Below are 13,223 nucleotides of genomic sequence, written 5' to 3'. Positions count from 1 at the left end.
GTGTTGTGTATATGTGACAGGCGCGGCGGCGGCCTTGGGGCGCGGGGCTACGATTGCGGTCCGGAGCCTTCGCTCCGGACTTCCCCTTCGTCATCGTCGTTGTCGCCTTCGGCGACTGCCTTCCGATTCCCTCGGGCGCATCTACACGCCCCGCGCCCCAAGGCCGCCGCCGCGCCGTGCTCTAGTGGTTCGGGTGCGCGCAGTGCTGGGACGGGGTGTGTGCTTGGCGTTCTGGCAGGCAGCGGTGTGTGAGAGGAAGATCTTGCGGGGCCCGCTCCACGGCGGCCGCGCGGGCGGCCTGGTGGAGCTTACGCGTTGCCTTGCGTCATGCGTTTGGCGCTGCGCGCTTCGCTGGGGGGGCGAGACGTCTTGCCGCTTTTTCTGAGGATGCGTGTGAACGCGCCGCGCGTTGGCGATCTTGGGCGTCGCGCGCGCCACAGCGGTTGAATGTCAGTAGCCGCGCTGAGGGTCGTAGATGTTGGGAAGCGCTTCGCCCCGCTCGTTTGCCGCGATCAACAAGGCGGTGTGACGGGCGCGCTCCTTGCGGTCGGGGATCGCTGCGCAGTGGGGAGTGATCGTGATTCTTGGGTGAGTCCACAGTGGGGAGTCTTCTGGCAGGGGTTCCTGCTCGAAGACATCCAGAATTGCCTGATCCAGATGCCCGCTGTCCAGCGCATCCAGAATGTCCTGCGTGACCATGTGGGTGCCGCGGCCGGCGTTGATGAGGCTGGCGCCTTTGGGTAGTTGCGACAGCGTGTCGCGGTTGAGGATGCCACGAGTGGCGTCAGTGGCGGGGAGCAGGCAGACCAGGAGGTCAGTGTTTGCCAGGAATTGTGTGAACTGTTGCTGCCCTGCGTAAGACGGCAGGCCGGGCAGTGGGGTCGCGCCGCGGGACCAGCCGCTGACGGGAAAGCCTGCGCGGGACAGGAGTTGGGCTGAGGCGATGCCCAGGTGGCCCAAACCCATGATGCCGACGCGTACATCCGCCGCTACGCGCAGAGAGTCGAAGATTTCCCAGTGGCGGCGGGATTGGTTGTCGGTGATGCGTTTGACGTTGCGCGTGATCATCAGGGCGCTGGTGAGCACGTACTCGGCCATCTCGGTCTGCGTGCGCGTGGTGACCATGCGGGCGATGGGCAGGTGGCGCGGCAGGGTGGGGTCGGCGAGGATGTGGTCAACGCCTGCGCCGGCGCTGATGATGAGTTTGAGGTTGGGGAAGGTGGCCAGGCGGCCGGCGTCGGGGGCCCAGACGAGGGCGTAGTCGATGGTGGCGGGATCGGGGTCTTCATGCCAGCCGACGACTTGCAGGTCTGGCGCGAAGGTGCGGAATTGTGTGCGCCACTCTTCTATTGCCTGGGGGCCGCCGGAATTGATGATGAGGCGCATGGTTGTCCTTGCGGGTGATGAGGGCGTGTCGGCCAGGCGCATGTTTCAGGTGCGTGTTTCAAGCGCGGGGTTTAGGCCCGGGCTTCAGCCCCCGGGTTTCATCCCGATACTTCCGGCGTCTTGCCCGGCGCGGCGCGCCTGCGGGTTGTCCACAGGGTGCGCCGCGCGTTGTCGTCAACGTTCGACCGTGCGGTTCCAGCGGGCGTTGAAGGCGGGACGGGCCGCGTTGATCTGGTCCCAGTCCAGGATCTTAGCGTTGGCCATGTAGCCTTGGAAGCGCTTGAGGGACTCGGCGTTGTCGGCGGGGGCCTGGACGTTTTTGTTGGACGGGAAGTGGCCGCCCATTTCCAGGGCCTTGGCCTGGGCCTTGGCAGACAAGAGGTACAGGGCGAGCTTTTGCGCGAGTTCGGGTTCGCTGTTCTTGGCGATGACGCATTCGCCGACCATGAGGATGACGGAGCCTTCCTTGGGTTGGGCGTATTCCACCGGGATGTCGCGCTTCTTCAAGCGGGCGATGGCGGTGGGGGTGAGCGGGAAGATGGCGGCTTCGTCGGACTGGATCATCTCGGCGAGCTTGGCGGAGTTGGGGATGTATTCGAGGACGTTGGGGCCGATGGTGGAGGGCCACTTCTTGAAGCCGGGCTCGTAGTTCTGGTCGTTCCCGCCTTCGATGCGATTGAACATCAGGAAGCCGTGCAGGCCGAAGGTGCTGCCGGATGCGGACTGGAAGACGACCTTGCCTTTGTACTTGGGGTCGGCCAGGTCGAGCCACGAGGTGGGCGGGGTCCAGCCGTTTTTCTGGAAGAGGCGGGTGTTGTAGCCGATGCCGGTCATGCCGATGTCGATGCCGGCGGCCATGCGGTCTTTCATCAGGGCGGTGGGATACAGCTCTTTCAGGACGGGGTCGTCGTTGAGCTGTTCGCACAGGCCCATGGAAATCGCGCGGGCCATGATGCCGTCGTCCAGGAACATGACGTGCATCTGGGGCTTGTCTTTGTAGGCCTGGGCCTTGGCGAGGACGTCGGTGGAGGTGCCGGGCACGACGACGATCTTGACGTTGTTGGCCTTCTCAAAATCGGGGAAGACGTGCTGGGTGAAGGCGCGTTCCATGTCGCCGCCGTTCATGCCGACGTACAACGTTTTCTGCTGCGCGATGGCGCCGGCGGACAGCAATGCCAGCATCGCCGCGCCCAGCAGTCGTTTCCCCTTGCTCAGGCGGTGCGCGCCCTGTTTCTTGTGCATCATGGTGACTCCAGCGTTTGCTCACGAAGACGATCAGGCCGGGCCGCGGCGCCGTGAGCGGCGGGCGCGTACCGTTCAATGCGGAAGGCATCGATAGGGATGGAGGATCGGCCGTGCACGACCAGCTCGGCCAGCACTTCGCCGATGGCGGGGCCGATCTGGAAGCCCGCGCCGGACAGGCCGAAGGCGTGAAAGAGGCCGGGCACGGTGGCGCTGGGGCCGAGCACGGGATTGTGGTCGGGCATGTTGCCTTCGACGCCGGTCCAGAAGCGGATGACCTGGGCGCCGCGCAGCACGGGCAGGAGCTTGACGGCGTTGGCCATGAGCGCGCCGAGGTTGGCGCGGCCGGGGCGTGCGTAGTCGGGGTCGGCGGAGACGCCGCGTCCGCCGCCGATGACGCAGTTGCCGCGCGCGACCTGCCGTGCGTAGATGCCGCCGCCCTGCATGCCGAGGCTGACGTTCATGAACAGCGGCAGGGGCTCGGTCACCATCATCAGGGGGTGGATGGACGTTTCGGGAACCGGCTCGCCGAAGCCTTCGGCAAAGCGGCCAGCCCAGGCGCCTGCGCAGTTCAAGAGGTAGCGCGATCGCACTTCGAGCGTGTCGCCGGCGCGCACGATGAAGCGCGTGCCGTCGTGCGTGGCGGAAGTGACGCGCACGCCTTCGCGCACGTCGGCGCCCAGTGCGGCGGCGGCACGTCCGAAGGCGGGGGACACCAGCCGAGGGTTGGCGTGGCCGTCCTGCGGGCAGAACGAGCCGCCGATCACGCTTTCGCCCAGCCAGCCGAAGCGTTGGGCGAGCACGCGGCGGTCCAGGATTTCAAGGTCCATGCCGAAGCCGCGTGTGTTGTCGCGGTAGGCTTCGAGCAGCGCCAGATCGACGTCGGAGGTGGCCAGCTTGAGGTGGCCGGAACGCACGTATTCGCCGTCGATGCCGATCAGCGCGGGCAGTTGGCCCCACAGTTCGTGCGCGCGCCGCGCGAGCGGCAGCTGTTCGATGCCGCGCCCCTGCCGGCGCACGCCGCCGTAGTTGACCCCGCTGGCTTTAGCGCCGCACAGCGCGGCCTCCAGCAGCACGACGGGCACGCCTAGCCGGCGCAGGAAGAGCGCGGCGCTGCCGCCGACGATGCCACCGCCGATGATCGCGACTTCGGTGTCGATGCGTTCCATCAGGCGGCCTTTTTCGCGGGCCGTTCCAGGCAGACGACGCTGACCGGAATGGGTTTGACCGGCGGCTGGTTGCGCAGCCGTCCTACCGCCTGCGGCGCGCAGCCGACGGCATGGGCCAGGACCTCTGCGCCAGCCACGCCGCACATGCGGCCCTGGCAGCGTCCCATGCCGACGCGGGTCAGCGCCTTCAGGCGATTCATCTCTTGCACGCCGTTGTCGCGCGCGGCCTGGCGGATGGTGCCGGCGGTGACTTCCTCGCAGCGGCAGACGACGGTGTCGTCGGCGATGCTGGCGGCCCAGTCCTCGGGAAACGCAAACGCGCGTTCCAGCGCGTCGCGCACGCGGCTATTTGCCGCGAGTTGCGATTCCAGTATCCGCGCGCGGCGTGCGTCGTGCGGATGTCCTGTGTCTTCAAGCAGCGCCAGCGCGGCGCGTTCGCCGGCGAGTTCCGCTGCATCGGCCCCGGCAATGCCCGCGCCGTCGCCCGCGACGTAAACGCCCGCCACGCTGCTGCGTCCGGCGGCGTCGCGCCGTGGGATCCAGTTGCGGTCGCGTTCGTTGAATTCGAAGTCGCAGCCGACCAGGCTGGCGAGCTGGGTTTCGGAACGCAGCGACAGGCCGAAGCCGACAGCGTCGCAGTCCAGCGTATGCGTCCGTCCGTTCCGGGTGTACGACAGGCCCGTGACCCGATCGCCGCCCTGCACGGCGACGGGGCGTACGCCGCTGCGCAGCGGCACGCCATGCGCGCGCAGCCACGCCATGTAATAGAGACCCTTGGCCAGCAGCGCGGGTGCGCGCAACATGCCGGGTAGCGCCGCGACGCGGTCCGCAAATCGCGACGTGTCCAGCACGGCGGCAACCTGTGCGCCGGCCTTGGCGTATTGGTATGCCACCAGATACAGCAATGGGCCCGTGCCCAGGAACGCCACGCGCGATCCAATGGCGCAGCCCTGGTGCTTCAACGCGACCTGCGATCCGCCCAGCGTGTAGACACCGGGCGTCAGCCAGCCGGGAAACGGCAGCACGCGGTCGGTCGCCCCAGTCGCAAGAATCAGATGCGTGTAGGGCACCGCCGTGCTGACGCCGTCGCGCAGCACGTCCAGCGTCTTGCCCTCCGCGTTCCAGACCAGGCACCCGGGACGGTATTCGACGTTGCCCTGCAATTCCTGCATGGTGCGGTGTACGGCGTCAGCCTTGCGATGTTCAAAGCCATACAGCGCGGATTTGGGACGCGAGAAGCCGGGCGGCGGCTGGCGGTAGATCTGGCCGCCGGGGCGCAGCCCTTCGTCCAGGATCACGGGCCGCAGACCTTGCGCGGCCAGCGTCTGGGCCGCGCGGATACCGGCGGGGCCGGCGCCCACGATCACGGGCATGACGATGCTCATGACGCGTCATCCTCGGGCCAGGCGGCGGCCGTCAGCGTGCCGGGCGCAGAGGTGGCCGCCAGCGTGCCGGGCGCGGCAGCGGGCGCCAGCGCGGCGCTCTGCAGCCGCATGCCGGGCTCGATGTACGTGGAACAGGCGCGCACACGCTCGCCGTTTTCAAGCTGCACCCAGCAGTCCTGGCACGCGCCCATCATGCAGAAGCCGGCGCGCGGACCACCGCCGAATTCCGAGGTGCGCAGGCGTTCGGCCTGCGTCAGCACGGCGGTCAGGACCGTGTCGCCGGCCAGTGCCGTGCACGTCTGTCCGTCGAAGGTGAAGGTCAACGCGGGCCGGCCGGTTTCGGCCAGGCGTTTCAGGATTGCCATGGCGCGCGCGGCTCCTTTGCGGCTGTCGGCAGGGAATTCATTTCTGGCCCACCAGGACGCGGTCCAGGCCATACACGCGATCGAGCAGCAGCATCGTCACGGCCGTCAGCGCGATCACCAGCGCGGACACGGCGGCCATCATCGGGTCGATGGATTCCGTGGCGTACATGTACATGCGCACCGGCAGCGTGATGGTCGAGGGCGCGGTGATGAACACCGACATCGTCAGTTCGTCGAAGCTGTTGATGAACGCCAGCAGCCAGCCGCCGGACACGCCGGGAATGATGAGCGGCAAGGTCACCGTGAAGAACACCGTCGCACGGCTGGCGCCGAGCGACAGCGCCGCGTGTTCGATGGACCGGTCAAAACCCACCAGCGCGCCGATCACCAGGCGCATCACGTAAGGCGTGATGACGACGACGTGGCTGGCCACCAGCCACGGAAAGCTGCCGGCCATACCCATCAGCGCAAAGAAGCGCAAGAGCGCCACGCCCAGCACCAGATGCGGAATCATCAACGGTGACAGGAACAGGCCGTTGAGCACGTCGCGCCCCGGAAAGCGGTAGCGCGTGATGGCGATGGCGGCGGGCACCGCCAGGCACACGGCGATGCTGGCCGACAGGAACGCCAACCACAGGCTGTTCTTGAACGCCTGCATGAAGTTGGGATGGTCGAAGACCGCATAAAACCACCGCAGCGAGAAGCTGGTCGTGGGCACGGTCAGCGTCGAGTCCGGCGTGAACGCCACCAGGCACACGATGACCAGCGGCGCCAGCACGAACGCCACCACCAGGAAATTGAACGCCAGCGCGAAAGGACCGTTCTTCTGCATGTTCGATTCCTTGCGCGGGTCAGCCCAGGCTGCGGCGGTAAGAGCGTTCGACGACGCGGTTGTACGCCATCATGACGATCACGTTCACGATCAGCAGCACGATGGCGATCGCCGCGCCCAGCGGCCAGTTCAGCTCGGTCAGGAACTCGTCGTACACGACGGTGGCCACCATCTTGAGCCGCCGTCCGCCCAGCAGCGCGGGGATGGCAAACGAGCTGGCCGACAGGCCGAACACGATGAGGCTGCCGGACAGGATGCCCGGCATGGCCTGCGGCAGCACGATGCGCGTGAGCGTCTGAAAGCGCGAGGCGTTCAGCGACAGCGCGGCGTGCTCGACCGTGGGGTCCAGCTTCTGCAGCGACGTCCAGACCGGAATCACCATGAAGGGCAGCATGACGTGAACGAGGCCGATGATGACGGCGGTGGGCGTGTACAGCAGCGATCCCAGCCCCAGTGCCGCGGCCGCCTTGCCTAGCGGCCCGCTTGGGCCCAGCAGCATGCTCCAGCCGAACGCGCGCACCACCAGCGAGATCAGCAGCGGCGACAGCACCACCAGCAGGAAGATCGAGCGCCAGGGCTTGCGCATGCGCGACAGGATGTAGGCCTCGGGCGCGCCGATCAGCACGCAGATCAGCGTGGTGACGCCGGCGATCCAGAAGGTGCGCCAGAAGATCTCGATGAAATAGCCGTCTGTCACCACGGCCAGGTAGTGTTCGAACGTGTGGCCGGGCTGAATGCCGGTGGCGTAGTCGAACGGCCGGAACGACAGGGCGAAGGTCAGCGCCAGCGGCGTGAGCACCAGCGTCAGAAACACGAGGGCCAGCGGGATCGATCCCAGGATGGCCAGCATCCCGTCGTTGCGTGGCTTGGGCAGGTTGGCGGCGGCGCCGCGTTGCGTCAGCGTCGCCATGTCAGTCCGCCGCCGCGGCAGCCGGTGCGCGCAACACGCGCAGCACGCCGTCCGCCCAGTCCAGCCCGATCTGTTCGCCGTCGTCATGCGGGCGGCGGCCGTCGTTGGGCGTCAGGATGGTCAGCGCCCCCACGGGCGAATCCAGGTCGTACATCCACTGGCTGCCCAGGAAGTAGCGCGTGTTCACGACACAGGCGAGCTTGCCCTGGCCAGACGGCACGGGCACCAGCTTTTCCGGCCGCAACGACAACTGCACGCTGTCGCCGTGTCGCAGGCCTTCGCCATCGACGACAAGGCTCAGCGCGCCGGTCTGCACTTCAGCCTGCGCGCCGCAGCGCGTCACGCGGCCCGGCAGCAGATTGGTCTTGCCGACAAAGCGCGAGATGAACTCGGTCTGCGGGTGTTCATACATGCGGTAGGGCGCGTCCACCTGCGTGGCCCGGCCGTCCTGCATGACGACGACGCGATCGCTGATGGACAGGGCTTCGGCCTGATCGTGCGTGACCATGACGGTGGTGGTGCCGATCTTGCGCTGGATGCTGCGCAGCTCGAACTGCATGTCCTCGCGCAGCTTGGCGTCCAGGTTGGACAGCGGTTCGTCCAGCAGCAGCACCGGCGGCCGGATCACCAGCGCACGGGCCAGCGCCACGCGTTGCCGCTGGCCGCCCGACAGTTCGCGCGGGAAGCGGTCGGCATGCTTGTCCAGCTTGACCAGCGCCAACGCCTCGCGCACACGGTCCTGCCGTTCGGCGCGTTCAACCTTGCGCATCTTCAGGCCGAAGGCGACGTTGTCGGCCACGGTCAGGTGCGGAAACAGCGCATAGCTCTGGAACACGATGCCTAGGCCGCGCGTGTTGGGCTTGGCGTGCGTGATGTCGCGGCCGTCCAGCGTGATGGTGCCGCAGGTCACGTCGGCAAAGCCGGCAATCATCTGCAGCGTGGTGGTCTTGCCGCAGCCGGAAGGGCCCAGCAGCGAGACGAACTCGCCTTTGTCGACCGACAGGCAGAAGTCCGAGACGACACGCAGATCGCCGTAGTTCTTGGAGACGTTGTCCAGCCGCAGAAATGCCATGTTCCAAACCCCGTGGCCCGTCCGGGCCCTGCGCCGCCGGGTGGAAAAAGTGCCGCCCAGGCTGCCTAAGTGATGGCGCAGTCTAGGAGCCGCCAAAACGGAGGGTCAATTAGGGTTTTCCGAAGAATCGAATTTTTTATTCGTTATTTCCGGTAGACTGAATTTCTTGATAAAAATACGCCAGACTATTTTGATTATCGGAACCCAAGAATGAAGAAATCAGAAACGCCGGACGATTCCGCCGGCCAGGGCGTATTGCAGCGGGCCTTTGCCGTGCTGCGCGTGCTGGCCGACGCCAAAGGGGTCAAGCTGCGCCTGACCGATATCGCCGCCCGCACGGGCCAGGCGCAGGCCACGGTGCACCGGGTGCTGCAAGGCCTGATGCAGGAAGGCGTGGTGGAGCAGCCGGCCCAAAGCAAGGGCTATCAGCTCAGCGTCGCCTTCTTTTCGCTGGCGGCCGCGGCGGGCAACCATCAGTCCAGCCTGCGCACCCTCTACCGGCCCGCCATGCTGCGTCTGTCCGGCATGCTCAACGACACCATTTTTCTGCTGGTGCGCAGCGGTTTTGATGCGGTCTGCGTCGACCGCGTGGACGGCGCCTTTCCGGTGCGCTCGCACACCGGCGACATCGGCGGCCGCGTGCCGCTGGGCATGGGACAAGGCGGCCTGGTGCTGCTGGCCAGCCTGCCGGAAGCCGAGCGCGAAGAGGTCATGCGCTTCAACATTCCGCGCCTGCATCACCTGGGCTTCGTGGACGAGATCTCGATGCGCGTGCGCATCAAGGAATGCCTGGAACTGCGCTACGCGCGCAGCCAGGGGCAGGGCGTGTTCCCCAACATCGCGGGGCTGGCGGTGCCGGTCTACGATCCCAACGGCGTCACGGTGGCGGCGCTGAGCGTGGCGGCGCCCATCGAACGCATCAGCGATGAACGCCTGCCGCTGATCGTGGAAATGCTGCGCCGCGAGGCCGACGCGGTGGGCGCGCAGATCAATCCTTTCGACCCGGCGCTGCGCAGGCCCAGCCAGTTCTTGGGCACGGGCAACGGCGCATAGCCCACGCACGGTGCGCGGCGTCGGCGCATAAAAAAACCCGGACACGTATGGGTCCGGGCTTTTTCAACAAGCATCAGCGATCAGGTCGGATACGTGCCCGGCAGCAGGATGCTGCGGTCGCCCGGCTCGATCGTGCGGCGGCCGCACAGCGCCATCGTCGTGTCCATTTCCTTGTACAGGATCTCCAGCGTGCGGGTGACGCCGGCCTGGCCATACGCGCCCAGCCCGTACAGGAAGGCGCGGCCGATCATCGTGCCGCGCGCGCCCAGCGCCACGGCCTTCAGGATGTCCTGGCCGGAGCGGATGCCGCCGTCCATCCACACCTCGATCTTCGAACCCACGGCATCGGCAATTCCCGGCAGGGCCGCGATGGACGACATGGCGCCGTCAAGCTGGCGGCCGCCGTGGTTGCTGACGATGAGCGCGTCGGCGCCGCTGTTGGCGGCGAGCTGCGCGTCCTCGACATCCAGAATGCCCTTGATGATGAGCTTGCCGCCCCAGCGCTGCTTGATCCATTCCACGTCGTCCCAGCTCAGGCGGGGATCGAACTGCTCGGCCGTCCACGACGACAGCGACGACAGGTCGCTCACGCCCTTGGCGTGGCCGACGATGTTGCCGAAAGTGCGGCGCTTGGTGCCCAGCATGCCCATGCACCAGCGCGGCTTGGTCGCCAGGTTGATGAGGTTGCGCAGCGTGGGCTTGGGCGGCGTCGACAGGCCGTTCTTGATGTCCTTGTGGCGCTGGCCCAGGATCTGCAGGTCCAGCGTCAGCACCAGCGCCGAGCAGCCGGCGGCCTTGGCGCGGTCGATCAGGTTGCCCACGAACTCGCGGTCGCGCATGACGTAGAGCTGGAACCAGAAGGGCTTGCCGGTGGCCTGCGCCACGTCTTCCAGCGAGCAGATGCTCATCGTGGACAGCGTGAACGGCACGCCGAAATCGGCGGCGGCCTTGGCGGCCAGGATCTCGCCGTCGGCATGCTGCATGCCGGTCAGGCCCGTGGGCGAAATCGCCAGCGGCATGACCACGTCCTGGCCCACCATGGTGGTGCGCAGCGACCGGCCTTCCATGTTGACCGCCACGCGCTGGCGCAGCTTGATCCGATGAAAGTCGCTTTCATTCGCGCGATAGGTGCCTTCGGTCCAGGCGCCGGAATCGGCGTAGTCGTAGAACATGCGCGGCACGCGCTTCTGCGCGACAACGCGCAAATCTTCGATGCAGGTGATCGTAGAAAGGTTAGCGGTCATGGAGTGTCTGTGGAGTGATAGGGGTGCGCCAGCTGCGACTCATTTTCTTGTGCTTTCGGGCCGCCAGCCGTGGGGCAGCCTTGCCGCCGCGCCAGGCTTGATGACCCGCGCGGCGCCGCCCAGTATACGCGCCGAGGCCGGCAAGCGTCGCTTGCCGGCCCCGTTCGCCCCCCTGCGCAAAGGCTCTATGGCCCCTGCACGCCCAGCCCTAGCGCGGCCACACCTTGCTGACCGCGCGTATCGTTGCCCACGCCACCCAGCGCGGGCTGGTCAGCCGCGCGCCCGGCAGCCGGCGCATCACGTCCACCGCCAGCCCGCCGCGCTTGTGCCATTGCTTCTTGCGGGTCTGGCTGTCGGTCCAGCGGCCTTCCAGCCACGGGAATTCCCGGCGGCCCGGCTTGTACACCGGCGGCGTGTTGTAGATCAGGATGTACGCCAGCCGCGGCGTCTGCGACGTGTTCGGTCCCGTGAAGTGCAGCGTGCGCGCATCGTGGACGGTGATGCCGCCCGGATCAAGGGGCTCGGCCACCGCCTGTTCGCGCGGGAAATCGCCGCAGCATTCCAGCGGATGCAGCGTCTTGTCGCCGCCCGGGGAACGGTGCTCCAGCACGTCCCACTTGTTCGACCCCGGCAGGAACTGCATGCAGCCGTTCTCGACGGTGGCCGGCTGCAGCGCCAGCCAGATGCTCAGTTCGTTGTAGACAAAGTCCGGCGACCGGAAAGCTTCGTCCTGGTGCCACGGCGTTTCCGGACCGTGCGGGCCGGGCTTGAGCAACGCGTGCTCGCCATACAGCGCGGCCTGCGGGCCCAGCAGCTGCCGCGCCAGTTCCAGCGTGCGTTCGTGGTACACCGTCTTCAGCAGGCCCGGGGCATAATGTCGCGGATCGTGCAGACTCGGAAACTTCGCGGGCTTGCTCGGGTCGTCGCGGCTGACAAAGTCGTATTGCGCGCCCTCGTTGTAACCCGTCTTATTCGAGAACAAGTCCAGCAGCGTCCTGCGGATGTAGCCGACCTCGTCCTGAGGGCACATGTCCTTCAAGGCCAGGTAACCCTGATCCCTGTAGCGCGCTGTCTCGGCTTCCGACAACAAACTGGTCTCTTCCATAATGGCTTCTCCAAGCTCTGGTAATGGGTATTTCTAAGCTGGCACGTTTTGACATGGGCTCTAACGTATCGCTTCGAAGCCTGCCGGGCCTATAGACCATCCGCTGTAGCCGGTTCCGCCTACGCCAGTCGCGCGTGGCGGCGCATCATCCGAAGGAAAAACCCATGCAAGACCCTAAGGCCGATACCCAGATCGAAACCGTCCACGTCACCGTCAGCGGCACGGTGCAAGGCGTGGGCTACCGGCACGCCACGGTGCGGCGCGCTCACATGCTTGGCGCGAAGGGCTGGGTGCAGAACATGCTGGACGGCACGGTCGAAGCGCTGGTGCAGGGCACGCCCGACCAGGTCGATCACATGCTGGAATGGCTGCGCCGCGGACCGCCGGGCGCGTCGGTGCAGGAAATCATCACGCGCCGGGAGTACACCGATAAGCGTTACATCCGCTTCGAGCAACTTTGAGGACCGCGGGCCCTCGCCGGCACGCTGTAGGCCGGGCGGATGAGGGCCCGGTAGCGTAAAGGCTGACCGGCGCTAGCGCGTGCGCAACCAGCGCGCGCCGACCTGGTTGATGACCAGCCCGGCCAGCACGCATCCGGCGCCCACCCATTGCAGCGGCTGCAGCCGCTCGCCGAACGCCATCGACGCCGCCCACAGCCCCACCACCGGCACCAGCAGCGAGAACGGCGCGACCTTGGCCGCGGGATGGCGCGACAGCAGCTGCGTCCAGAGCGTGTAGGCAACCAGGGTTGCCAGCACCGCCAGATACAGCACCGACAATGCCTCGCCCCAGCCCATGCCGGTGATCATGCCCACGACCGGTTCCCAGCCATCGATCAACACGGCCAGCGCCAGGAAGGGCAGCACCGGGGCGGCGCTGCTCCAGGCAATGAACGCGAAGGGGTCGTAGCCGGGCGCCTTGCGGCTGGCCAGCCGCACGATCATGTTGGACACCGCCCACATGAATGCCGCCCCCAGCGTCAGGACAAAGCCCAGCATCGTCATCTGCCCCGGCCCGTCGCCACGCGCCCCCGCGATGACCGCAAGGCCCATCGCGGCGACGCCCAGTCCGATCCAGTGATGCCGCCGCGCGCGCTCATGCAGCACCGGCGCGGCGAGCAGCAGCGTAAAGAAGGCCTGGGTCTGGATGACAAGCGATGCCATGCCGGCCGGCATGCCGAACTTGAGCGCCGTGAACAGCAGGCCGAACTGGCCCAGCCCCTGAACCAGCCCGTAGGCCGCGACCCAGTGCCACGGCAGCCGCGGCATGCGCACGAAGAGGATGAGCGGGAAGGCCGCCAGCGCGAATCGCAACGCGCCGAGCATCATCGGAGACAAGCCCCGCATGCCGACCTTCATGACGACAAAATTCAGGCCCCAGATGACCACCACCGCGAGGGCGCAGAAATAGTCTTTCCGGGAAAGATGAGTGGGGGTGGACATGGCGGGCATTATCGCATC

At 66.9% G+C, this 13,223-nt stretch carries 13 protein-coding genes; 2 read left to right on the top strand and 11 right to left on the bottom strand.

Translation table 11 applies throughout. From position 1 onward, the window contains the following. Positions 1–450: 450 nt before the first annotated feature. The 8 genes from MHZ91_RS23095 to MHZ91_RS23060 all read right to left on the bottom strand — a co-directional run bounded on the left by MHZ91_RS23095 (position 451) and on the right by MHZ91_RS23060 (position 8,361). Entirely contained in the window at positions 451–1,386 is a 936-nt protein-coding gene (locus MHZ91_RS23095) for a glyoxylate/hydroxypyruvate reductase A (RefSeq protein ID WP_239215872.1), read from the bottom strand. A 174-nt stretch (positions 1,387–1,560) separates the two neighbouring features. Next, positions 1,561–2,631: an ABC transporter substrate-binding protein gene (locus MHZ91_RS23090; protein WP_239215870.1), complete on the bottom strand. Its 1,071-nt coding sequence runs from the start codon at positions 2,629–2,631 to the stop codon at positions 1,561–1,563. Beyond that, complete coding sequence (locus MHZ91_RS23085) at positions 2,628–3,800, bottom strand: FAD-binding oxidoreductase (RefSeq protein ID WP_239215879.1); 1,173 nt, start codon at positions 3,798–3,800, stop codon at positions 2,628–2,630. Before MHZ91_RS23085 ends, MHZ91_RS23090 begins: the two co-directional genes overlap by 4 nt. After that, complete coding sequence (locus MHZ91_RS23080; protein ID WP_239215868.1) at positions 3,797–5,182, bottom strand: NAD(P)/FAD-dependent oxidoreductase; 1,386 nt, start codon at positions 5,180–5,182, stop codon at positions 3,797–3,799. The genes MHZ91_RS23085 and MHZ91_RS23080 overlap by 4 nt, the downstream gene beginning before the upstream one ends. Next, positions 5,179–5,547 (bottom strand): (2Fe-2S)-binding protein, encoded by a 369-nt coding sequence (locus MHZ91_RS23075; protein ID WP_239215866.1) that lies wholly within the window; start codon positions 5,545–5,547, stop codon positions 5,179–5,181. The genes MHZ91_RS23080 and MHZ91_RS23075 overlap by 4 nt, the downstream gene beginning before the upstream one ends. A gap of 37 nt (positions 5,548–5,584) precedes the next feature. After that, positions 5,585–6,379 (bottom strand): ABC transporter permease, encoded by a 795-nt coding sequence (locus tag MHZ91_RS23070; RefSeq protein WP_062839314.1) that lies wholly within the window; start codon positions 6,377–6,379, stop codon positions 5,585–5,587. Between the two features lie 19 nt (positions 6,380–6,398). Further along, the gene (locus MHZ91_RS23065; protein WP_218342457.1) at positions 6,399–7,289 is read right to left on the bottom strand and encodes an ABC transporter permease; all 891 of its coding nucleotides are present in this window, start codon (positions 7,287–7,289) and stop codon (positions 6,399–6,401) included. A 1-nt stretch (position 7,290) separates the two neighbouring features. Next, positions 7,291–8,361: an ABC transporter ATP-binding protein gene (locus MHZ91_RS23060; RefSeq protein WP_105236809.1), complete on the bottom strand. Its 1,071-nt coding sequence runs from the start codon at positions 8,359–8,361 to the stop codon at positions 7,291–7,293. 210 nt (positions 8,362–8,571) lie between these two features. Here MHZ91_RS23060 and MHZ91_RS23055 point away from each other — a divergent pair, with 210 nt between their 5' ends. Next, positions 8,572–9,414 (top strand): IclR family transcriptional regulator, encoded by an 843-nt coding sequence (locus MHZ91_RS23055; protein WP_218342458.1) that lies wholly within the window; start codon positions 8,572–8,574, stop codon positions 9,412–9,414. A gap of 80 nt (positions 9,415–9,494) precedes the next feature. On the opposite strand, the gene MHZ91_RS23050 is transcribed toward MHZ91_RS23055, so the two are convergent. Then, complete coding sequence (locus MHZ91_RS23050; protein WP_105236807.1) at positions 9,495–10,658, bottom strand: alpha-hydroxy acid oxidase; 1,164 nt, start codon at positions 10,656–10,658, stop codon at positions 9,495–9,497. A 208-nt stretch (positions 10,659–10,866) separates the two neighbouring features. Then, positions 10,867–11,763 carry a phytanoyl-CoA dioxygenase family protein gene (locus MHZ91_RS23045; RefSeq protein ID WP_175124848.1) on the bottom strand — a complete coding sequence of 299 codons (897 nt, stop codon included), beginning with the start codon at positions 11,761–11,763 and terminating at the stop codon, positions 10,867–10,869. Positions 11,764–11,927: 164 nt separating this feature from the next. Between MHZ91_RS23045 and MHZ91_RS23040 the strand changes: the two genes are divergently transcribed. Continuing rightward, positions 11,928–12,224, top strand: a complete 297-nt coding sequence (locus MHZ91_RS23040; protein ID WP_056565981.1) for an acylphosphatase — start codon at positions 11,928–11,930, stop codon at positions 12,222–12,224. A gap of 72 nt (positions 12,225–12,296) precedes the next feature. Here MHZ91_RS23040 and MHZ91_RS23035 read toward each other — a convergent pair whose 3' ends face one another. Next, positions 12,297–13,205: an EamA family transporter gene (locus MHZ91_RS23035; protein ID WP_175124847.1), complete on the bottom strand. Its 909-nt coding sequence runs from the start codon at positions 13,203–13,205 to the stop codon at positions 12,297–12,299. Positions 13,206–13,223: the final 18 nt, after the last annotated feature.

It is taken from the genome of Achromobacter sp. ACRQX, assembly GCF_022346505.1.
Taxonomy (GTDB): domain Bacteria; phylum Pseudomonadota; class Gammaproteobacteria; order Burkholderiales; family Burkholderiaceae_B; genus Achromobacter; species Achromobacter animicus.
This window is presented reverse-complemented; position numbering and strand designations above follow the sequence as displayed.

What these genes read in the sequence shown, in the direction of transcription:
- MHZ91_RS23050 (WP_105236807.1), bottom strand. Translation starts at nt 10,658, where the DNA reads ATGACCGCTAACCTTTCTACGATCACCTGCATCGAAGATTTGCGCGTT.
- MHZ91_RS23065 (WP_218342457.1), bottom strand. Translation starts at nt 7,289, where the DNA reads ATGGCGACGCTGACGCAACGCGGCGCCGCCGCCAACCTGCCCAAGCCA.
- MHZ91_RS23075 (WP_239215866.1), bottom strand. Translation starts at nt 5,547, where the DNA reads ATGGCAATCCTGAAACGCCTGGCCGAAACCGGCCGGCCCGCGTTGACC.
- MHZ91_RS23035 (WP_175124847.1), bottom strand. Translation starts at nt 13,205, where the DNA reads ATGTCCACCCCCACTCATCTTTCCCGGAAAGACTATTTCTGCGCCCTC.
- MHZ91_RS23090 (WP_239215870.1), bottom strand. Translation starts at nt 2,631, where the DNA reads ATGATGCACAAGAAACAGGGCGCGCACCGCCTGAGCAAGGGGAAACGA.
- MHZ91_RS23080 (WP_239215868.1), bottom strand. Translation starts at nt 5,182, where the DNA reads ATGAGCATCGTCATGCCCGTGATCGTGGGCGCCGGCCCCGCCGGTATC.
- MHZ91_RS23095 (WP_239215872.1), bottom strand. Translation starts at nt 1,386, where the DNA reads ATGCGCCTCATCATCAATTCCGGCGGCCCCCAGGCAATAGAAGAGTGG.
- MHZ91_RS23070 (WP_062839314.1), bottom strand. Translation starts at nt 6,379, where the DNA reads ATGCAGAAGAACGGTCCTTTCGCGCTGGCGTTCAATTTCCTGGTGGTG.
- MHZ91_RS23060 (WP_105236809.1), bottom strand. Translation starts at nt 8,361, where the DNA reads ATGGCATTTCTGCGGCTGGACAACGTCTCCAAGAACTACGGCGATCTG.
- MHZ91_RS23055 (WP_218342458.1), top strand. Translation starts at nt 8,572, where the DNA reads ATGAAGAAATCAGAAACGCCGGACGATTCCGCCGGCCAGGGCGTATTG.
- MHZ91_RS23045 (WP_175124848.1), bottom strand. Translation starts at nt 11,763, where the DNA reads ATGGAAGAGACCAGTTTGTTGTCGGAAGCCGAGACAGCGCGCTACAGG.
- MHZ91_RS23040 (WP_056565981.1), top strand. Translation starts at nt 11,928, where the DNA reads ATGCAAGACCCTAAGGCCGATACCCAGATCGAAACCGTCCACGTCACC.